We start from the raw sequence: 21,842 nt of genomic DNA, 5'->3' as shown, positions 1-21,842 counted from the left end.
AGTAGGGAACTGCCAGGCATCAAATAAACGAAAAGGCCTCATGCGAAAGCATGGGGCCTTTTTGTTTATCTGTTGTTTGTCGGTGAGTTACGCTTTGAGTAGGACAAATCCGTCGGGAACGGATTTGCACAGCACGAAGTGCTGCCCGAAGGGTGACGGGCAGGAAGCCTGTCATACAACTGCCAGGCATTAAATAAACGGAAAAGCCTCATGCGAAAGCATGGGGCTTTTTTGTTTTTTCTAACGCTTGATCAAATTTGATCATTTCCCATTCAAATAAACGCTTCATACAGCCAAATTTTCCACCGATATCACAAAAAGCGCTGCAAGTACCTCAAGCCTTTCTCATTGGTTAGCTAGCTATTGAAGTGTTATTTTAACCAATATATAACAACTAACTTACATTAAGTGCATGGCAAATGACCATCGCACCCTTTTATCTCTGTAGGGAAATTGTTATGGCAGATACTACTCCGTCTCTGACTGAGCAGAACTCAGGTGAGCAAGATACTCGCAAGCGCATCTTCGCTATTGTCGGCGCTTCATCAGGCAATCTTGTTGAATGGTTTGATTTCTATGTTTATTCATTCTGTGCGCTTTATTTCGCTCCCGTGTTTTTCCCCAGTGGCGATTCCACAACGCAGCTTCTACAAACGGCGGGTGTGTTTGCTGCCGGTTTTCTCATGCGTCCGATCGGTGGTTGGATGTTTGGCTACATTGCAGACAAGCATGGCCGCCGTACATCGATGATGATTTCAGTCTGTATGATGTGTTGCGGCTCGTTGGTGATTGCCTGTTTACCGACCTATGCATCCATAGGTAACTGGGCTCCTGCCCTGTTGCTCTTAGCTCGCCTATTCCAAGGGCTATCCGTTGGTGGAGAGTATGGAACCAGTGCCACATACATGAGCGAGGTAGCCGTTGAGGGCAAGCGCGGATTCTACGCATCATTCCAATATGTCACATTGATCGGCGGCCAACTGCTTGCTCTGCTGGTGTTAGTTGTTTTACAGCAAACGCTGAGTACGGAAGAGCTTCGGTCATGGGGATGGCGAGTGCCATTCGTACTGGGCGCTCTGCTGGCAGTGGTTGCACTTTATTTGCGTCGTTCACTGCACGAGACCTCGAGCAAGGAAACGAGGAAACGTAAGGATGCAGGGACGCTCTCAGGGCTATGGAACAATAAAAAAGCTTTCCTGATGGTGCTCGGTTTTACCGCAGGAGGCTCACTCAGCTTCTATACGTTCACTACCTATATGCAAAAATATCTGGTCAACACCGCAGGTATGGATGCGAAAATGGCGAGCGGAATTATGACGGCAGCTCTATTTGTCTTCATGCTGCTACAACCGATTTTTGGTGGTCTATCTGATAAAGTGGGGCGTCGCAATTCGATGATTGCTTTTGGTGCATTAGCCTCTTTGCTTACTGTACCGATTTTAACAACCTTGCAAGATGTGACTAACCCTTATCTGGCCTTCGTGATGATCGTGCTAGCGCTGACAATCGTGAGTCTATACACCTCGATTGGTGGTTTGCTGAAGGCTGAGATGTTCCCGCCAGAGGTGCGAGCTCTGGGCGTTGGGCTTTCTTATGCGGTGGGCAACGCGTTATTTGGTGGCTCTGCTGAATATGTCGCTTTGTCGATGAAAGCGGCAGGCATTGAGACGGCTTTCTTCTGGTATGTTTCCGGTATGTGTTTTATCGCGATGTTAGTTTCTTTGCTGCTGCATAAAAAAGGTCAGGAAATCAAAATGTAAGGCTCAAGATTGGCGACGTGCAGGATGAAAGATTTTCAACTTCATCCTGCACGCTGTACAAGCAGCTAAAAACTCGTTATCGTCAGGCATCTAGAAGTCTAAACGTTTATATGGATGCTTTTCTATAAAAGAGTCTAGGAGCAGCGATTATGCCAATCAGGGTGCCAGATGAACTACCAGCCGTAAGTTTTTTGCGGAATGAAAACGTATTTGTGATGCCATCTTCGCGTGCGGCAACACAAGAAATCCGCCCGCTAAAGGTTCTGGTACTCAATCTGATGCCTAAGAAGATAGAGACGGAAAATCAGTTTCTACGCTTGCTTTCTAACTCCCCTCTACAAATTGATGTACAGCTATTGCGAATCGATAGCCGTGAGTCTAAGAATACGCCAGCCGAACACTTAGATAACTTTTACTGTAATTTTGAAGATATCCAAGATCAGAACTTTGATGGCTTGATCGTGACCGGAGCCCCTCTCGGGCTGGTAGATTTTTGCGATGTGGCGTATTGGCCACAGATTGAGCAGATCGTGCATTGGGCGAAAGAGCATGTCACTTCAACGCTGTTTGTGTGTTGGGCAGTACAAGCTGCATTGAATGTATTATATGGTCTTCCAAAGCTTACACGTGAAACTAAACTCTCTGGCGTTTACCATCATCAAACCCTACAACCGCTGGCGCTACTCACCCGTGGGTTTGACGAAACCTTTTTGGCACCTCATTCTCGTTACGCTGATTTTCCTGTCGATGTGCTTCGTGAATATACCGATCTCGATATTTTGGCTGAATCAGAACAGGCCGGAGCTTATCTGTTTGCGACTAAAGACAAGCGCATGGCTTTTGTCACAGGGCATCCGGAATATGATGCTCACACCTTATCTGGTGAGTATTTCCGCGATGTTGCTGCGGGGCTGACGCCTGATGTGCCAGTGAACTATTTCCCAGATGATAACCCGGAAAATAGTCCTAAAGCCTCTTGGCGTAGCCATGGGCACCTACTGTTTACTAACTGGTTAAACTACTACGTTTATCAGATTACGCCGTTTGATTTGCGCTATATGAATCCGACGTTGGAATAGCCCCTCTCCACCTGTTTAGCGCCTCCTTTCCAATTGCGCTGCTGAACTTCTGTTTGGCAGCGAAACCATTCCTCATGTTCGTCCCTCTCATTCTTTTTCTTAATTAACAATAATCTGTGTTTAAAAATATTAATGGAATCGGTTTTCTTGTCGTGCAAATCAATATGTCATTCTATCTATATGAAAAATAAGACATATAAAAATAATTTAAATAAAAATGGAAATTGTTTTTGATTTAATGAAATCACTGTCTACTCTTTAATCTGTTGGTGCGAAATTTAATCGCTTATTAGCAACGGGAAAGTTGGCTGAATGACAGGAACGGGAATCTGATTACGTCCCGAGTTTAGGCAGGAGACAGACAGATGACACAACAGGCAATAGATACAGAGTTGGCGTTTAGTCAGCAGTTTGGCAGTAATGAACGTCAGATTCTGACAGATGGTTCAGTTGAGTTCTTGACCGATCTGGTGGCTCGGTTTGCCCCACAGCGGGATAAGTTGTTGGCCGCACGTAAGGTGCAACAGCAAGCGATAGACCGTGGAGAACTACTGGACTTTATTTCGGAAATGGATTCCATTAAAAGTTCAAACTGGAAAATTCTCGGTATTCCGAGCGATCTTCAAGACCGACGTGTGGAGATCACGGGGCCCGTTGAACGCAAGATGGTGATTAACGCGCTTAATGCCAACGTTAAAGTTTTCATGGCTGACTTTGAAGACTCATTGGCGCCAAACTGGGACAAAGTGATTGAAGGCCAAGTTAATTTACGCGATGCCGTAAATGGAACGATTAGCTTTACCAACGAAGCAGGAAAGATCTATCAGCTAAAACCAAATCCAGCAGTGTTAATCGCTCGTGTCCGTGGGCTACATTTGCCGGAAAAGCATGTCACTTGGCAAGGTGAGCCTATCCCAGGCGGTCTGTTTGATTTTGCCTTGTACTTCTTCCACAACTACAAAGCTCTGCTGGAGAAGGGAAGCGGCCCCTATTTCTATCTGCCGAAAACGGAGTCTTACCATGAGACAGCATGGTGGAGTGAGATCTTCAGCTTTACCGAAGATCGTTTCGATCTGCCGCGTGGAACGATCAAAGCCACAGTGTTGATAGAAACGCTACCGGCCGTATTCCAGATGGATGAGATCTTACATAGCCTGCGCGATCACATCGTTGGTTTGAACTGTGGCCGATGGGATTACATCTTCAGCTATATCAAAACACTAAAGAATCATAGCGATCGCGTTTTGCCCGATCGTCAGTCAGTCACGATGGAAAAACCGTTCCTGAGTGCTTACTCACGGCTTTTGATCAAAACCTGCCACAAGCGTGGTGCTTTTGCCATGGGGGGCATGGCGGCGTTTATTCCGAGTAAAGACGCTGAGCGCAACGCATGGGTCATGGACAAGGTTCGTGCTGACAAAGAGCTAGAGGCAAACAATGGTCATGACGGTACTTGGGTTGCTCATCCGGGACTGGCAGATGAAGTCATGCAGGTATTCGGTCGGGTATTGGGCGATCGCCATAACCAGCTAGACGTTACTCGCTCCCAAGATGAGCCGATTACGGCACAACAACTGCTAGAGCCATGCCCCGGAGAGCGAACTGAAGAAGGTATGCGCGCCAATATTCGTGTTGCGGTTCAATACATTGAGGCATGGATTTCCGGTAATGGCTGTGTGCCAATCTATGGACTGATGGAAGATGCGGCGACCGCTGAAATCTCTCGTACCTCAATTTGGCAGTGGATCCATCACGGCAAAACGCTCAGCAACGGCCTGCAGGTGACGCCAGCGCTTTTCCGCCAGCTACTGAAAGAAGAAATGCAGGTGATTCGTCAAGAACTTGGTGATGCACGCTTTGATAGCGGTCGTTTTGATGAAGCTGCACGTCTAATGGAACGGATTACAACCAGCAGTGAGCTCATTGATTTTCTGACGCTGCCTGGTTACGAACTGTTGAATTAAGCCCTAAAACCTAACCCTATACCGAACAATAAAATAGAGAAAAAGCCAAGGAGCGCTTGCCATGTCTACCTCACGTAATCAGCAAATTCAGCAGTTGGAACAGGATTGGAAAACTAACCCGCGTTGGGAGGGCATTACTCGCCCTTACAGCGCAAATGATGTGGTTAATCTACGCGGTTCGGTGAATCCAGAGTGTACTCTGGCACAAAAAGGTGCAGCGAAACTGTGGGAGCTGTTGCACGGTGGTTCGCGCAAAGGCTACGTCAATTGTCTTGGGGCATTGACCGGCGGTCAGGCGCTACAGCAGGCAAAGGCTGGCGTAGAGGCAATTTATCTGTCTGGCTGGCAAGTGGCTGCCGATGCGAATCTGGCATCTAGTATGTATCCCGATCAGTCACTGTATCCGGTGAATTCAGTACCCGCCGTGGTTGAGCGTATCAATAATTCATTTCGTCGCGCAGATCAGATCCAGTGGGCAAACGGTATTGAGCCGGGCGACAGCAAATTTACTGACTACTTCCTGCCTATTGTTGCGGATGCTGAAGCGGGGTTTGGCGGTGTGCTGAATGCGTTTGAGCTGATGAAGTCGATGATTGAAGCGGGTGCCGGTGGCGTCCATTTCGAAGACCAGCTGGCCTCAGTGAAAAAATGTGGTCATATGGGGGGGAAGGTTCTGGTTCCAACACAGGAGGCGATCCAAAAGCTGGTTGCAGCACGTTTAGCGGCTGACGTTCTGGGGGTTCCTACCTTAGTGATTGCGCGCACCGATGCTGACGCCGCCGATTTAATTACCTCGGACTGCGACAGCTACGATAGCGCATTTGTGACGGGTGAGCGCACCGTTGAAGGCTTCTTCCGTACTCACGCTGGCATTGAGCAGGCGATCAGCCGTGGTTTAGCCTACGCGCCGTATGCAGACTTAGTATGGTGTGAAACTTCGACGCCAGATCTAGAAGCAGCGAAACGCTTTGCTGACGCCATTCATGCACAGTATCCCGGCAAACTGCTGGCCTATAACTGTTCTCCATCCTTCAACTGGAAAAAGAATCTAGACGATCAAACCATTGCGCGTTTCCAAGATGAGCTTTCTGCTATGGGGTACAAATACCAATTCATCACGCTGGCAGGTATTCACAGCATGTGGTTCAACATGTTCGACTTGGCCCATGCCTATGCCAACGGTGAAGGGATGAAACACTACGTAGAGAAAGTCCAAGAGCGTGAGTTTGCGGCGCAGAAGCAGGGCTATACCTTTGCCTCTCATCAACAAGAAGTCGGAACGGGTTACTTTGATAAGGTCACCAATGTGATTCAGGGTGGGGCATCTTCGGTAACAGCGCTGACGGGATCGACAGAAGAGCAGCAATTCTAAGTATCCAGCGAATTTAACGCGGCCAGAATGTTGGGCGGCCGCGCACCAACGACTTTGGATATTTGAACGGGTAGGGCAGATGCTCTGCCCGTTTTTGTCGGAGAGCAGGTGAGGTGGCAGAGATGGCTATTGGTATGGAACAACTGATTGCTCAAACGATCTTACAGGGCTTTGATGCGCAGTATGGGCGCTTTCTTGAAATTACCGCCGGAGCCCAGCAGCGCTTTGAAAAAGCGAATTGGGCGGCTATCCAACAGGCGATGAAAAAGCGTATTCATCTGTATGACCATCATGTTGGACTGGTCGTGGAGCAGTTGCGCCGGATGACGGGGCCTTTATGCCATGACGCCGAATTTCTCGCGCGGGTGAAAACCGTATACACCGAGATGTTACCGGAATATCCGCGCTTTGAAATTGCTGAAAGCTTTTTTAATTCGGTCTATTGCCGCCTGTTTAATCATCGAGAATTGACGCCAGATAAGCTGTTTGTTTTTAGCTCGCAGCCCGAACGCCATTGGCGTGAGTTTCCCCGTCCGTTGGCCAGAACGTTCAAACCAGATAACGGTTGGCGTTTTCTCATTAGCGATCTTCTGACCGAGCTGCCGCTGCGTCTGCCGTGGGAGGATCGTGTTCGGGATGTGAATTATATCGTGGGTCATCTGGAAAATACGTTTAGTGCCGAAACGCTAAATCACAGTCGATTGCAGGTGGCTAATGAACTGTTTTACCGTAATAAAGCGGCATGGCTGGTGGGAAAACTGCACACGCCAGAGGGGGTTTATCCATTTCTGTTGCCTATTCATCATAATGAGGCGGGGGCGCTATTTGTTGATACTTGTTTAACGCGCTTGGACGAGGCCAGTATCGTTTTTGGTTTCGCTCGCTCCTACTTTATGGTGTATGCACCTTTACCAGCAGCACTTGTTGACTGGTTACGCGAGATTTTACCGGGTAAAACGACGGCTGAATTATATATGGCGATAGGCTGTCAAAAGCATGGAAAGACGGAATACTACCGTGAATATTTAAAACATTTGGCTGAATCAAAAGAGCAATTCATCATCGCGCCGGGGATCCGCGGTATGGTGATGCTGGTATTTACATTACCCTCTTTTGATCGAGTATTTAAGGTGATTAAAGATACCTTTGCGCCACAAAAGGAAGTCGATCCGGCACGTGTTCAGGCCTGCTATCAGTTGGTTAAGGAGCATGATCGCGTGGGGCGCATGGCGGATACACAAGAGTACGAAAACTTTGTTATCGAAAAATGGCGTATCAGTTCAGATTTGATGGAAGAGTTACAAAGAGAAGTCCCTGAAAAATTGGAAGATTTAGGCGATAGCATTGTGATTCGTCATCTCTATATTGAACGCAGAATGATACCGCTTAATATATATCTTGAGCAGGCAGATGAACGTCAGTTGCATGATGCGATTGAAGAATATGGCAATGCCATCAAACAGCTGGCCGCGGCCAATATTTTTCCTGGTGACATGCTGTTTAAAAACTTTGGCGTCACCAGACATGGGCGTGTGGTGTTCTACGATTATGACGAGATCTGCTATATGACGGAGGTAAACTTCCGTGATATACCCCCGCCGCGCTACCCCGAGGATGAGATGGCCAGTGAGCCTTGGTACAGCATTTCGCCCAATGATGTTTTTCCTGAGGAGTTTCAACATTTTCTATGCGGCGATGCGCGCATTAGGCGGCTTTTTGCTGAAATGCACGGTGATTTATTTACCGCAAACTATTGGCGCAGTTTGCAGCAAAGGATCAACAACGGCGTGGTAGATGATGTATTTGCCTATCGCCGTAAACGTCGTTTTGCGCAACGTTAATTAGCAGGATTACGCAGTACACAAGGAACGGTAATGTGGCGATGAGATTCGGGATTATGCAGCAAAGTGAGCAATTGCTTCACGGCCAGACGTCCACCTTCGGCGTAGCCTAGATCGATAGAAAAAGTTTGCGGGTATAAGAATTCGAGCAACGAATTATTACCCATACCACAGACGACAACATCACCCCTAGACTGCTCTTGTAAGTACTTACTTACACCAAGGGCAATGGTATCCGACGCGCAGATAATTGCCGTTGTCTCGGGGCATATCACCTGCTGAGCCAGTTGATAGCCACTTTGATAAGTTAGCTCACCGAGAGCGCTAGAGGGGGTTAATTGATGTTTTTGGCACAGAGCTTGATAGGTTTTATAACGCCGACCGCCCGTTGTCGCATCCGACAGTTTCACGCCAACGAACGCAATATTTTTATGATGCTTTGCGAGCAGTGCATCCATCAATAAGATAACAGCCCCACTATCGTCATAGCGAACCGACGTTAATTGCTCATATTCCCATGCGAGAACGACTAGCTTGTCTCGCCAAGGCATCAGCATAGCCTCATTTAGGCTGGTGAAACCGAAGAGCAGAATGCCGTCTACATGGCGGCGGGATAGAACGGTTAAATGCTCTTGTACGCGCTCTGGTTCAAATTGACTCTCTAATAAAATAGGGTCATAGCCTTGTGCATACAGCATCGGTAGCATCGCGCGAACGGCCTGATTTTCAGCATTGGAATCGAGGCGAGACACGATAATAGCGACCACTTTATCTGTTTGACCGCGCATGGCTCGAGCAGATTTTGAGGGCGCAAAATTTTGCTGATTAATAATTTCTTCCACGCGTGCGCGGGTTTCTGGCTTAACGCCGGGCTCTTTATTAATGACGCGAGAAACTGTGGATTTACCCACGCCGCTAAGGCGAGCAATATCTTTAATCGTCAATCGGTTGGACATAGGTGTATTGGCGCACAGTGAGAAGTTATTACGCTATTGTTGTGGCTAATGTGGTCTAAGGCAAGTATTGCCCGTTAACTTTGGGGGCTGCGGCATACCGTATGAGTAGGGCTCATGGGTATAAACTATAAATATCCCTCTCTTTTGTACGAGCAAATGCGTATAATCGCCGCCCTGATATTGGTGCTTTGTTAACCACAAGCGTTAGCTCCTGAATGTTAGCCCAATCTGCCGCAGTGCAATCTTCCCCCAATACATAAAAAAGAGTGATGTCATGAGTAGTATCAGCCTGATCCAGCCAGAACGCGATTTGTTCTCCTACACGCCATATTGGGCCGAGTGTTATGGCACCGCCCCGTTCTTACCCATGTCGCGTGAGGAAATGGATACTCTTGGCTGGGATAGCTGTGACATCGTTTTGGTTACCGGCGACGCTTATGTTGATCATCCAAGTTTTGGTATGGCGATTGTTGGCCGAATGCTCGAAGCACAGGGCTTCCGTGTCGGTATCATTGCGCAGCCGGACTGGACCAGCAAAGAAGATTTCATGCGTTTAGGCAAACCGAATCTATTTTACGGCGTGACCGCCGGCAATATGGATTCGATGATTAATCGTTACACTGCAGACCGAAAATTGCGTCACGATGATGCCTATACGCCAAACAATGAAAGCGGCAAACGCCCCGATCGCGCCACGCTGGTTTATACCCAACGCTGTAAAGAAGCATTCAGTGACGTTCCGGTTATTTTAGGCGGTATTGAGGCTAGCCTGCGTCGTATTGCTCATTATGACTATTGGTCTGACACTGTTCGCCGATCTGTGCTGGTGGATTCAAAAGCTGACATGCTGATGTACGGCAACGGCGAGCGCCCTCTGGTTGAGGTTGCGCATCGTCTGGCTTCTGGCGAGCCAATTTCAAGCATCGTTGATGTTCGCAACACCGCGGTCATGCGCAAAGAAGCTTTACCGGGCTGGAGCGGTGTTGACTCTACGCGCTTGGATAAGCCGGGACGTATCGAACCGATCCCAAACCCTTATGGCGACGATCTTGCCTGTGCCCCTGATGCGGGCAAGAAAAAAGATGACGACGTGCAGCCGATTACCGTCCGCGCGCCTAAGCCTAAGCCGTGGGAGAAAACCTACGTGCTGTTGCCATCTTATGAAAAAGTGAAAAATGACAAAGTGCTGTATGCGCATACGTCGCGTATTTTGCACCATGAAACCAATCCTGGCTGCGCACGAGCCTTAATGCAAAAGCATGGCGACCGCTATATCTGGATTAACCCTCCAGCGATCCCGCTGAGCACGGAAGAAATGGACAGCGTATTTGCGCTGCCTTATCAGCGAGTCCCTCATCCTTCCTACGGCAGTGCGCGCATTCCTGCCTATGAGATGATCCGCTTTTCTATCAATATTATGCGTGGTTGCTATGGTGGCTGTTCGTTCTGCTCGATCACCGAGCATGAAGGACGCATCATTCAGAGTCGTTCCGAAGATTCTATCATTCGTGAGATCGAAGAGATCCGCGATAAAGTTCCTGGTTTTACCGGCGTGATTTCCGATCTTGGTGGCCCAACGGCTAACATGTACATGCTGCGTTGTCAGTCTCCGCGTGCTGAGCAAACCTGCCGTCGTGCTTCCTGTGTTTATCCAGAAATCTGCCAACACATGGATACCAACCATGAGCCGACGATCAAACTTTACCGTCGCGCTCGCGATCTCGAGGGTGTGAAGAAAATCCTGATCGCATCTGGTGTGCGTTATGATCTGGCGGTCGAGGATCCACGCTACATCAAAGAGTTGGCAACCCATCACGTCGGCGGCTACCTGAAAATTGCGCCAGAGCATACTGAAGAAGGGCCTCTGTCCAAGATGATGAAGCCGGGTATGGGCAGCTATCACCGCTTTAAAGAGCTGTTTGATACCTATTCCAAACAAGCCGGTAAAGAGCAGTATCTGATTCCCTACTTTATTTCCGCTCATCCAGGAACGCGTGACGAAGATATGGTGAATTTGGCGTTATGGCTGAAGAAAAACCGCTTCCGTTTGGATCAGGTACAAAACTTCTATCCATCACCGCTGGCGAACTCCACCACCATGTATCACACGGGCAAAAACCCATTGGGCAAGGTGGATTACAAAAGTGAAGACGTTGTGGTGCCTAAAGGCGATCGTCAGCGCCGTCTGCATAAAGCGTTGCTGCGCTATCACGATCCGGCTAACTGGCCAATGATCCGTAGCGCGCTAGAAGAGATGGGCATGAAGCATTTGATTGGTGCTCGCCGTGAATGTTTAGTTCCTGCGCCAACCTTGGAAGAGCAGCGCGAAGCGCGCCGTGGTTATCAACGAAATATGCGTCCGGCGATGACTAAACATACTGGCGCTCCAGCTAAGCCTGAGCAGCGCAATGTGAAACCAAAAGCGATTCGCAGCGACGCGTCAGCAGCAGGGCGTGATAAATCTCATGAGAAAGCGGCGTCAGCTGGTAAGCCTTTCAAAGGCAAACCACAAACGGCGAAGTCTGGAGCGAACAGGCCTTCAACGGGAACGAGTGCGGGGCGAAAAGCACCTCGCGTGGCAAAAGGTAAGTAAGATTCTTTATGCCTCCCCCAGAATAGGGCAGTCTCTTGATCAAAAGGTTTGGTCAAGAGACTGTTCGCTTAGAGGGAATCTACATGTTTAACCAAGCATCTTAATCAGCTTTAAACACCCCCCATTAACTAAGACACTAAAGTTGAGCAGATTTACCCAGATCTCTTCTGGCTGGCCCGTCTGATCCCGATGAAAGGAATTTAACGGAGAGCAGCTATTTTCGGTGTAGGGAGTTTCACTGGAGTATTACTAAAACGCGTCCCTGCGGTTAGTAATACAGCTATGACTAACGAGCCGCCCATAAATACGTAGGATGCCTGTGGGCCGTCGAAGACGCCATTAAGATAACCGACGATCCACGCTCCCACAAAAGAACCCAGCGCGCCGAAACTGACAATAAACGCCATTGCGCCAGCCATCACGTTGCGTGGTAAAAGTTCTGGAATGGCCGCGAAAAAGGGTCCGTAAGGTGTGTACATCGCCCCACCTGCAATAACCAGCAATACATACGACACCCAGAAATGATTCGCTCCCACGGTAAATGACGCGCAGAAACACACCGCTCCTAATCCGAGAAACAGCAGCACAATCAATTTACGCTGCTGGTACTTATCTGAGAACCAGGATGCCCCCAGCATCAGCGGAACCGCCAACAAATACGGCGCAGCGGAAAGCCATCCTGTCGCCACAATACCCATTCCGGATGCGGTTTTCAGGATTGACGGCAGCCACATAATGAAACCGTACATACCGATGTTCCAGAAGAAGTGGATAAACGACAATGACAGCACCTTCCCTGAACGCAAAGCTTCAGCATAATTTTTTACCGGCTTCATTTCGCTTTGCTCTGCCGCCAGCGCGGCTTCCAGGTCAGACTTATCCTGTTCGCTCAGCCATTTGGCATCTTTCGGACGATCGACAAAAATCACCCACCAGATTGCCGCCCAGATAATCGCCGGTACACCTTCGATGATAAACATTCCGCGCCAGCCCAGTGCATCAACCAGATAGCCAGAAAGAATCGACATCCAGAGCACGGTAATGGGGTTGCCGAGGAACAAAAAAGTGTTCGCCTTCGAGCGCTCTTGCTTCGTAAACCAGTGGCTCAGAAACACTAGCATTGCTGGCATCACCACACTTTCGGCGACGCCCAGCAAGAAACGAATGACTGCAAGCATAGCGACGCTGTGCACCATGCCAGTGGCGGTTGCTAGAATCCCCCACAGGATCAGACTCCAGAAAATCAGCTTTTTCGCGCTGCGTTTTTCGGCATAAATTCCGCCCGGTATTTGAAAGAAGAAATAGCCGAGGAAGAAAAGCGCACCCAATAATGACGAAATCCCCGGCGTAATATTCAGATCCTGAGCAAGCCCAGAGGCCGCGCCAAAACCATAATTGGCACGATCAAGATAAGCCAGGCTGTAGGTGATAAAAGCTAATGGGATCAGCTTTTGCCAGCGCTGCGGTGCTATTTTTTGCGGTAGATGGAAGCTCATGTGTCGATTCCCTGCTGGTGAGTTTTTCTGGCCAAAGTACCTCCTGGCCACGTTTGTCTGTCAATAATCATCAACTCAACATGTCATACCTTTACTTGTATGACATCATTCATGTTAAAAATGCATCACTAACCTGAACCAGGCAATCCCCAAAGCTGCAAAGTGAAATCTCAGTCACAAAAATCAATTTTATTGCTCTGTTGTTTCCGCTCAGATGAGTTATTCACCTGCGAAAACAGGCACAAAAACTTCACTCTCATCCGCCGACGTGCTATATCTTTGGCTGTTGTAGGACAACATATGGCGATGGTTAAGATGAGTATTCAATCGATCCAAAAACATAACGTGGTAAATGCGGTTTTCGATCAGATAAAAGAAAAACTGCTGGATGGCAGTTGGGCTCCGGGAAGCAAACTTCCCTCAGAAGCGGAGCTGGCCGCATCGTTTAACGTCAGTCGCGTCAGTATCCGCAGTGCGGTGCAGCGTTTGCGAGATTTGGGTATTGTGGTGACCCAACAAGGCAGAGGAAGTTTTGTCAGTAAGAATCTCAATAAGCAAAGCCTGCTGAGCGAACCGCAGCCGATCATGCATCTAAGCCGTGAAGAATTTCACGACATGATGATATTCCGTCAAACCGTTGAGTTTAAGTGTATGGAGCTCGCAGTGAAAAACGCTACGGCGGAAGATATTGCTGCGCTGGAACAAGCACTTAACCGTATGTTGGTCAACAAGGACGATTACAAAAAATATTCGCAGGCTGACTTTGATTTTCATCTGGCGATCGCTAAAGCCTCGCAGAATAAAGTCTTCTACAACGTAATGAGTTCTATCAAAGACATTTATTATTACTATTTGGAAGAACTGAACCGCGCACTGGGCATAACGCTGGAAAGCGTCGAGGCGCATATCAAAGTCTTTATGGCCATCAAAAACCGTGACTCTTCTACCGCCGTCGCCGTGCTGAATGACGCGATGTCAGGCAACGTCACCGCAATAGAGAAATTGAAACAGTCCTTGCCCGATGCGTCTGAATAGCCCTCTTATAAGACTCAGCGCCAGAGCTGGCATCTGGCGCTGAATTCCTCCTTCAGTGCGCGGCAGCCTTACGGCCGTGACGCAGTACCGTCTGGAGCTCGGGCCATCGTCCATGAAGGAATGCCGCCAATGCACGGATACTGCGCTGCTTTCTTCTCGTCGATATCAATCCCCAATCCCGGTCTGTCACTCAGATAGGCATAGCCTTGGTCGATTTCCGCACACCCAGGAAAGACCTCACGCAGCGCGTCATTTACCGGCGTGTATTCCTGTATGCCAAAATTGGTCACACTCATATCCAGATGCAAGTTGGCGCAAACGCCAACCGGAGAAATATCCCCCGGCCCGTGCCAGGCGGTGCGTACGCCGTGCAGTTCGCTGAATGTTGCCAGCTTTTTCGCCGGAGTGATGCCGCCGATGGTGCTGACGTGGCAGCGGATATAGTCGATCAGATTATTAGCAATCAGCGGCTTCCAGTCGTTAACGTTAGTAAACAGCTCGCCCATTGAAATCGGCGTGGAAGACTGCTGGCGCAGCATTTTCAGCCACTCGATATTCTCCGGCGCAACTGGATCCTCGAGGTAAAACAGCTGATATTGCTCAAGCGTTTTCGCCAGTTGGATAGACGCAATCGGCTGCACGCGTTCATGAACGTCGTGGATAAATTCGATACCAAACCCGAGTTTATTACGCAGATGATCGAACAGGCGCGGCACGCTTTTAACGTAGGATTCCGGGTCGAAATAAATCCCCGGAGTACTGGTGCGCGGCGAACGTTTTGGCTGAATATTTTTGGCCCGCGCCAGGCGGGTGGCGATAAGCTTCATGTCGTCAGTCCCCGCCCCGCCGTACATGCCCATCTGGCAGCGAACGTACTGGTAACCCTCTTCCATGCGCGCACGAATATTATCTTCCACTTCGAACTCATCGCTGCCGTCGGTGTGAACATACAGCGGAATACCGTCGCGACATTTTCCGCCCAGCAGCTCATAAACTGGCATGCCAGCCAGCTTACCCTTGATGTCCCAAAGCGCCATATCTACGCCGGAGAGTGCGTTATTCATGATTGGCCCGCTGCGCCAGTAACCGCTAACGCACGCAGACTGCCAGATATCTTCAATACGTGCCGGATCCTTACCGATTAAAAATGGTTCCATGTATTCATCGATGGCGGTTTTCACCGCATGGATGCGCTGAGTAAAGGTGGCGCAGCCTAATCCGTACAGGCCCGGCTGGTTGGTTTCCACTTTCACCACCGCGAGATCGATCCCTCCAGGCGCCGTCAGAATTGTTTTCACCGCGGTGATTTTAAGATTACTCACAGTAACTCCTTAATATGTATGTCAGATCTGATAACCATTTCATCCTGCTGCGGCACGCGCCACACAGCGTCTCAATAACTTTTAACGCAGTTATCATTGCAAACTCAACTGTCGTCCTACAAGTTATTTTGTTTATATCACCAATAAAAAAGCCGCCAAAGCCCGGAAGCATGATTATGTGCGGTTGATCATATAATCCACCAGTCACCAAATAACTTATTGTTTTAAATAAATTAAAAATTAATAACTCTTTTCTTTCAGCTAAATTTTGTGACGTCGATGGCAAATAAACAACGTTGCCGTTGATTTGCCAATAGCCTTGCTTCAGTTTAAAGACAACTGTTGTCATACAGGTTATGAGCCTGATAGCATCCTGAGAACATCAACGATGAGGAATAATCATGTCTGCTGCTTTATTTGATTTAACCGGGAAAACGGCGTTAGTGACGGGTTCTGCCCGCGGTCTGGGTTTCGCTTATGCTCAGGGGCTGGCGGCCGCTGGTGCTAACGTGATTCTCAACGATATCCGTGAAGAACTGTTGCAAGAATCCGTTCAGTCACTGCGGAACCAGGGGTTTCAGGCGCACGGTCTGGCCTTCGACGTGACAAATGAAGATGCTGTAGAAAGCGCCTTTGTAGCTCTAGAAGCACAGGGATTACAGGTGGATATTCTGATCAACAACGCTGGGATCCAGTATCGCAAACCGATGGTGGAACTGGAGCTGGAACAATGGCAGCGCGTTATCGACACCAATCTGACCAGCGCCTTTATTGTCTCGCGCGCAGCGGCTAAGCGCATGATCGCCCGTGGCAACGGTGGCAAAATCATCAACATCGGCTCGCTGACCAGCCAGGCGGCGCGCCCGACCGTCGCGCCGTATACCGCCGCAAAAGGCGGCATCAAAATGCTGACCTGCTCGATGGCCGCCGAATGGGCAGAATTCAACATTCAGTCGAACGCCATCGGCCCCGGCTACATCCTCACGGATATGAACACCGCGCTTATCGATAACAAAGAATTCGACAGTTGGGTGAAAGCCAGCAACCCGTCGAAACGCTGGGGTAAACCGCAGGAGCTGATCGGCACTGCCGTGTTCCTCTCCTCGTCCGCTTCCGATTACATCAACGGCCAGATCATTTATGTCGATGGCGGCTGGCTGGCGGTGCTTTAACGCCGACACACTTCTGAAAATTTAGCCCACGGCCAGCCACTTGTGCCGTGGGCGGTACCCTGCATCCGATCGCCTGAAATCAATAAAAACCTGACCAGGACACTCAAATGAAAGCAACAAAGTCGCGATTCTTTATCCTGTCGCTGTTGTTCATTGTGACGGCCATTAACTATATGGACAGAGCGAATCTGTCCGTTGCCGGCAGCAAAATTCAGTCGGAATTCGATCTCAGCGCCACGCAGCTTGGCCTACTTTTCTCAATGTTCACGTGGTTTTATGCCGCAAGTCAGATCCCCGTGGGATATGTACTGGATCGCATCGGCTCACGCATTCTGTACGGTAGCGCCATTATTTTGTGGAGCATTTTCACCTTTCTGATGGGCTTCTCCTCGCACCATCTGTTCACCACCGCCACCGCTTCGTTCCTGATGCTGCTCGGCTGCCGGGCACTGATCGGCATTGCGGAAGCGCCGTCGTTTCCGTCAAATACCAAAATTATTGCTACCTGGTTTCCGGACCATGAACGCGCCCGCGCCACGGCCATTTACTCAAGCGCGCAGTATATCGGGCTGGCGCTGCTGACCCCGGCGTTGTCTTACATCGTGGCGGAATACGGCTGGGAAATGTCGTTCTACCTTTCCGGTGGAGCAGGCATTTTATTCGGCATTTACTGGCTGATGAAATATCGCGATCCGCAGCACAGCACCAGTACCAATCAACTGGAATTGAATTACATCCGCGAAGGCGGTGGGTACGGTTCAAAAAATCAGGCCAACGTCAGCGAGAAAGTGCGCTGGAAAGACATCAGATATTTTCTTAAACAGCGCACCATCTGGGGTTTGTTTATCGCCCAGTTCGCCTGCTCTTCCACGCTCTACTTCTTCCTGACCTGGTTCATCGTGTATCTGGAAAAGGGGCTGCATCTGTCGATCACGAAAGCGGGGATCGGCGCCTCCTTCCCGTACCTGATGGCGATGGCGGGCGTGCTGTGCGGCGGCACGTTGAGCGATATGCTGCTGAAAAAAGGCAAATCACGCACCTTTGCCCGCAAGCTGCCGGTGATGACAGGTTTGTGCCTGACAATGGTGATTTGCCTGGTGAATTTCTTCGAAGACAGGCCGACCGTCGCTATTGCGATTTTATCCGTCGCGTTTTTTGCCAACGCCTTTTCCAATCTCGGCTGGGTGGTCTGGAGCGATGTGATCCCACGTAATTTTATCGGCACGATGGGCGGCTGCCTGAATATCTGCGGTAACCTTTCCGGCATCGTCAGCCCGATTGTCATCGGCGTGATCCTGCAACGCACCAATAACTTCCAGTACGCGATGTGGTACATCGCCGCCGTCGCGCTGGCCGGTTTGCTGGCTTACACCTTCCTGGTTGGCAAAATCGAAGTGATTGTGCCGCCGAAATCCGCTCTTCCCGATCCGTATCAAGAACCCTTAACCGAGGCACTGAAATGAGCATTCAACATAAAATTACCTGTAAAGCCTGTTTCGCTTACGGCGAAAAAGACGTGCGCGTGGAACAGCGCGAGCTGGAATACAGTGACACCGACGTACTGGTGAAAGTGGACTGCGGCGGTATTTGCGGCTCGGACATTCATTATTATCAGCACGGGCGCGCCGGTATGTCGGTGCTCAAACAACCGATGGTGGTGGGCCACGAATTTGTCGGCGTGGTTGAAAAAGCGCCTGCTGATTCTGGTTTACATGCAGGTCAGCGCGTCGCGGTGAATCCGTCGCAGCCTTGCAACCAGTGCGCGTATTGCCTCGAAGGGAAACAGAATCTGTGTAAAACCATGCGCTTCATGGGCAGCGCGCAGTTCAATCCCCACGTCAACGGCGGCTTTTCGGAATACGTGGTAGCGAGCAAAACCCAGTGTATTCCGTACAGTAAAGCCTCTCCGCAAATCATGGCGTTTGCTGAACCGACCGCGGTGGCCATTCACGCAATAAATGTTGCCGGAACGTTGGTTGGCAAAAAAGTGCTGGTGATTGGCGCGGGGCCGATTGGTTGTCTCATCATGGCTGCCGCTCGCAGTGCAGGGGCTGCGGAAATTGTGGCGTCAGACGTGAGTGCCCGTTGCCTTGAACTGGCTACTGAAATGGGCGCAAACGCCACATTTAACCCGATAGAAAAAGGCAGCGCGGATAGCTATCAGGCCGACAGCGGCTATTTTGATGTCGTATTCGAAGCCTCCGGTAGCCCAGCGGCGATCCAGTCAACCGTTGTCCTCACCCGTCCTTCAGGCATTATCGTGCAAGTGGGAATGGGCGCAACCAGCGTGGAGTATCCGGTGATGCCAATGCTGGTCAAAGAGATCAGATGGGTGGGTTCATTCCGTTTTGCCAGTGAATTTGCCATCGCTGTCGCTTGGCTTGAAGATGGGCGAATCAATCCGCTGCCGCTGCTGAGCGCGGAATATAAACCAGAAATGATAGAAGATGCGCTGATTGCCGCCGCAGATAAAACCCGTTCTTCGAAGGTGCAAATTAAGTTCTAACCATACTGAAAACGTCACCGCATTCAGTATGATTCGTCTGGATAAATAAATATCCTCCGGCATAGCCCTGTCTCTTATACACAAATCCCCAACAAATATGTCGGGGCTTGTGTACAAGAGGCAGCCCAGAATAGGGGGAGGTGAAGGGTGGCAGATACTAGATTTTCTCAAACGTATCCGGATCCGGCCCCAAGCGTTTACCACAATCCAGTTTAGCTATTTGGCTCAACTCTTCTTTATCCAGTTTAAAATCAAACACCCCAAAGTTTTCACGGATGCGTTTTGGCGTGACCGATTTAGGGATCACGATCAGCCCTGAATCCAGATGCCAACGGATGACGATCTGCGCTGGGCTTTTTTCATATTTCTGCGCCAGTTTATGAATGATCTCGGTATCAAATACACCTTCGCCGCCTTGTGCTAGCGGGCTCCAAGATTCTGTGGCGATATGATGTGTCGCATTCCATGCATGCATTGGTTTTTGCTGCATTAATGGGTGCAGTTCAATTTGATTTACGGTGGGTGAAACGCCAGTCTCGTCGATCAAACGCTGTAAATGCGGGATATTAAAGTTACACACGCCAATGCTCTTAATTAACCCCTGCTTTTTCAAATCAATCAGTGATTTCCAAGCGGAAACATATTTGTCTTGTGCTGGTGCAGGCCAGTGAATCAGGTATAGATCGACATAGTCGAGTCGCAATTTCTGCAGGCTTTCTTCAAGTGCTTTAGCGGGATTGTCTTGATCTGAATTCCACAGTTTTGTGGTGATAAATAGCTCATCGCGAGAAATGTTTGAGGCCGCCAGTGCTTTACCAACGCCTTCCTCGTTGCCGTAAATGGCTGCGGTATCAATTGAGCGATACCCCGTTTCCAGAGCGGTTTCGATTGCCGTCACCACCTGTTCATTCGTCGCTTGCCAAACGCCTAAACCTAGCTGTGGCATCGCGTGACCGTCGCTCAGCTTGATAAGAGGTTGTGTGGACATAGTTATCTCCTTTACATCTACTGGATAGGCCGAACAGAAAAGCCAATCCGTTCTAGTGAAAACATATCCATTAAGCCTAGTCCAAAAAGATCGGTCTGGACGAAGTAATTGGCTATAGCTTTATGGTCATCGACAAGGTTATTGTGTTTATGCCCGTCATACTTGACGTTGCGTTAGCTACGCCAATTATTTAGGGCATTACAGCCGTTTTACCCACCCGTGATTCCAAGGAGAGCACCCGTGTTTCAGCATGTTGACGCCTACGCAGGCGACCCGATCCTTTCGCTGATGGATACCTTCAAACAGGATCCTCGTGCAGATAAAGTAAACCTTAGCATCGGTTTATACTATGACGAGAAAGGTACTATTCCTCAGCTTAAAGCGGTGGCCGCAGCAGAAGAGATCCTTAATGCGCGTGCTGGCGCAGCATCGTTATATCTCCCCATGGAAGGGTTAGCGCCTTATCGTAGCGCGATTCAGAGTTTGCTGTTTGGTGATTCACACCCTATGGTTGCCCAAAATCGTATTGCTACGGTGCAGACGATTGGTGGTTCTGGTGCGCTAAAAGTGGGAGCTGATTTCTTAAAGCATTATTTCCCTGATTCTGAAGTGTGGGTTAGCGATCCAACATGGGAAAACCATATTGCGATCTTCTCGGGGGCGGGTTTCAAAGTGCATCAGTATCCGTATTTTGATCCTGAAACGTTGGGTGTTAACTTTGATGCCATGGTGAGCACGCTAAATCAGCTGTCTGCCCGCAGTATCGTTTTGATGCATCCCTGCTGCCATAACCCAACGGGATCCGATCTCACCAATGAACAATGGGATCGCGTCATTGAAGTAGCGAAAGCGCGTGAGCTTATCCCGTTCCTTGATATTGCCTATCAAGGTTTTGGGGCTGGTATGGAGGAGGACGCCTATGCTATCCGTGCGATGGCGCAGGCTGAGCTACCTTGCTTGGTCAGTAACTCCTTCTCGAAAATTTTCTCGCTCTACGGTGAGCGTGTTGGCGGCTTATCCGTAGTATGTGAAAGCCCTGAAGCGGCAAATCGTGTACTAGGTCAGCTCAAAGCTACCGTGCGTCGTATTTACTCCAGTCCGCCAAACTTTGGTGCTCAGGTGGTCGCTATTGTACTTAACGATCCTAAGCTAAAGGCAATGTGGCTGGAAGAAGTGGAAAGCATGCGCCTTCGCATTATTGAAATGCGTCGCACGCTGGTGGATGGGCTTAAAGCTGTCTTGCCGCAACGTAATTTTGATTACCTGATGAGCCAACGCGGTATGTTCAGTTACACCGGCCTGAGTGCCAAGCAGGTCGATTGCTTACGCGAAGAGTTTGGTGTGTACCTGATCGCCAGCGGGCGCATGTGCGTTGCAGGCATGAACCATGCTAACGCAAAGCGTATCGCTCACTCTTTTGCTGCTGTGTAGCTCTGTAGCCCTATTGCTTAAGCTTCCGATATTCTCGGGAGCTTTTTTTTATGCCATTTTTTCAAGCGCGACTGTCAAAAAGCGGTTGGGTAAACGTGAAGCCGATCCCGTTGCTCTAGGCAAGTTGCACACTGATGAATCGCTCAAAATCGATAATGACTGGCTGAACAAACAAAAGTTAGAATATTTTTAGAAAATTCCTATCTCCATGTTTTTTCATCGTTATTAAAAGAATAAAATTCTGCATTATTTTTAATGATTTGTTTTTGTGGATTTTAGGCATAAATGGCCAGATTGATAGCATGATAGAGTTCACAAAATAAAGGA

The 21,842-nt window shown here is 49.3% G+C and carries 16 protein-coding genes; 11 read left to right on the top strand and 5 right to left on the bottom strand.

All coding sequences use genetic code 11. The annotated features are described in order from the left end of the window. Nucleotides 1–458: 458 nt before the first annotated feature. The 5 genes from HMPREF3091_RS12520 to aceK all read left to right on the top strand — a co-directional run bounded on the left by HMPREF3091_RS12520 (nt 459) and on the right by aceK (nt 8,016). A complete protein-coding gene (locus HMPREF3091_RS12520) occupies nt 459–1,760 on the top strand; it encodes an MFS family transporter (protein WP_070716202.1) in 1,302 nt (433 codons plus the stop codon). Between the two features lie 149 nt (nt 1,761–1,909). Continuing rightward, complete coding sequence (gene metA, locus HMPREF3091_RS12515) at nt 1,910–2,839, top strand: homoserine O-acetyltransferase MetA (RefSeq protein WP_070716200.1); 930 nt, start codon at nt 1,910–1,912, stop codon at nt 2,837–2,839. Between the two features lie 365 nt (nt 2,840–3,204). Continuing rightward, nucleotides 3,205–4,803: a malate synthase A gene (gene aceB, locus HMPREF3091_RS12510; RefSeq protein WP_070716198.1), complete on the top strand. Its 1,599-nt coding sequence runs from the start codon at nt 3,205–3,207 to the stop codon at nt 4,801–4,803. A gap of 61 nt (nt 4,804–4,864) precedes the next feature. Continuing rightward, nucleotides 4,865–6,175, top strand: coding sequence for an isocitrate lyase (aceA, locus tag HMPREF3091_RS12505; RefSeq protein ID WP_070716197.1), 1,311 nt, complete (start codon nt 4,865–4,867; stop codon nt 6,173–6,175). Between the two features lie 122 nt (nt 6,176–6,297). Next, nucleotides 6,298–8,016, top strand: coding sequence for a bifunctional isocitrate dehydrogenase kinase/phosphatase (gene aceK, locus HMPREF3091_RS12500; protein ID WP_070716194.1), 1,719 nt, complete (start codon nt 6,298–6,300; stop codon nt 8,014–8,016). Here the strand turns inward: aceK and treR are convergent. Next, the gene (gene treR / locus HMPREF3091_RS12495; RefSeq protein ID WP_070716192.1) at nt 8,013–8,972 is read right to left on the bottom strand and encodes a trehalose operon repressor TreR; all 960 of its coding nucleotides are present in this window, start codon (nt 8,970–8,972) and stop codon (nt 8,013–8,015) included. The two genes, aceK and treR, sit on opposite strands and share 4 nt — an antisense overlap. A gap of 274 nt (nt 8,973–9,246) precedes the next feature. On the opposite strand from treR, the gene HMPREF3091_RS12490 reads away from it, so the two are divergent. Next, a complete protein-coding gene (locus tag HMPREF3091_RS12490) occupies nt 9,247–11,565 on the top strand; it encodes a YgiQ family radical SAM protein (protein ID WP_070716190.1) in 2,319 nt (772 codons plus the stop codon). Nucleotides 11,566–11,765: 200 nt separating this feature from the next. On the opposite strand, the gene HMPREF3091_RS12485 is transcribed toward HMPREF3091_RS12490, so the two are convergent. After that, nucleotides 11,766–13,061, bottom strand: a complete 1,296-nt coding sequence (locus HMPREF3091_RS12485; RefSeq protein ID WP_004096986.1) for an MFS transporter — start codon at nt 13,059–13,061, stop codon at nt 11,766–11,768. A gap of 315 nt (nt 13,062–13,376) precedes the next feature. Here HMPREF3091_RS12485 and HMPREF3091_RS12480 point away from each other — a divergent pair, with 315 nt between their 5' ends. Beyond that, the gene (locus HMPREF3091_RS12480) at nt 13,377–14,096 is read left to right on the top strand and encodes a FadR/GntR family transcriptional regulator (RefSeq protein ID WP_035504413.1); all 720 of its coding nucleotides are present in this window, start codon (nt 13,377–13,379) and stop codon (nt 14,094–14,096) included. Between the two features lie 68 nt (nt 14,097–14,164). Here HMPREF3091_RS12480 and HMPREF3091_RS12475 read toward each other — a convergent pair whose 3' ends face one another. Together HMPREF3091_RS12475 and HMPREF3091_RS12470 are read right to left on the bottom strand one after the other, a co-directional pair. Then, complete coding sequence (locus HMPREF3091_RS12475; RefSeq protein ID WP_070716187.1) at nt 14,165–15,418, bottom strand: enolase C-terminal domain-like protein; 1,254 nt, start codon at nt 15,416–15,418, stop codon at nt 14,165–14,167. After that, on the bottom strand, nt 15,411–15,767 hold the full coding sequence (locus tag HMPREF3091_RS12470) for a hypothetical protein (protein WP_070716185.1): 357 nt from the start codon (nt 15,765–15,767) through the stop codon (nt 15,411–15,413). The genes HMPREF3091_RS12475 and HMPREF3091_RS12470 overlap by 8 nt, the downstream gene beginning before the upstream one ends. Before the next feature lie 52 nt (nt 15,768–15,819). On the opposite strand from HMPREF3091_RS12470, the gene HMPREF3091_RS12465 reads away from it, so the two are divergent. The 3 genes from HMPREF3091_RS12465 to idnD all read left to right on the top strand — a co-directional run bounded on the left by HMPREF3091_RS12465 (nt 15,820) and on the right by idnD (nt 19,096). Next, nucleotides 15,820–16,590 (top strand): SDR family oxidoreductase, encoded by a 771-nt coding sequence (locus tag HMPREF3091_RS12465; protein WP_070716184.1) that lies wholly within the window; start codon nt 15,820–15,822, stop codon nt 16,588–16,590. 107 nt (nt 16,591–16,697) lie between these two features. Continuing rightward, nucleotides 16,698–18,053 (top strand): MFS transporter, encoded by a 1,356-nt coding sequence (locus HMPREF3091_RS12460; RefSeq protein ID WP_070716183.1) that lies wholly within the window; start codon nt 16,698–16,700, stop codon nt 18,051–18,053. Beyond that, entirely contained in the window at nt 18,050–19,096 is a 1,047-nt protein-coding gene (gene idnD, locus HMPREF3091_RS12455) for an L-idonate 5-dehydrogenase (protein WP_070716181.1), read from the top strand. The genes HMPREF3091_RS12460 and idnD overlap by 4 nt, the downstream gene beginning before the upstream one ends. 157 nt (nt 19,097–19,253) lie before the next feature. Here the strand turns inward: idnD and dkgA are convergent, their stop codons facing one another. Then, complete coding sequence (gene dkgA, locus HMPREF3091_RS12450) at nt 19,254–20,084, bottom strand: 2,5-didehydrogluconate reductase DkgA (RefSeq protein WP_004096995.1); 831 nt, start codon at nt 20,082–20,084, stop codon at nt 19,254–19,256. Between the two features lie 240 nt (nt 20,085–20,324). Here dkgA and HMPREF3091_RS12445 point away from each other — a divergent pair, with 240 nt between their 5' ends. Further along, on the top strand, nt 20,325–21,515 hold the full coding sequence (locus tag HMPREF3091_RS12445) for an amino acid aminotransferase (RefSeq protein ID WP_070716179.1): 1,191 nt from the start codon (nt 20,325–20,327) through the stop codon (nt 21,513–21,515). Nucleotides 21,516–21,842: the final 327 nt, after the last annotated feature.

Source organism: Hafnia sp. HMSC23F03, assembly GCF_001816025.1.
GTDB lineage: Bacteria > Pseudomonadota > Gammaproteobacteria > Enterobacterales > Enterobacteriaceae > Hafnia > Hafnia paralvei.
The sequence above is the reverse complement of the archived record's forward strand: the minus strand, read 5'-3'. Positions and strand labels throughout refer to the sequence as shown.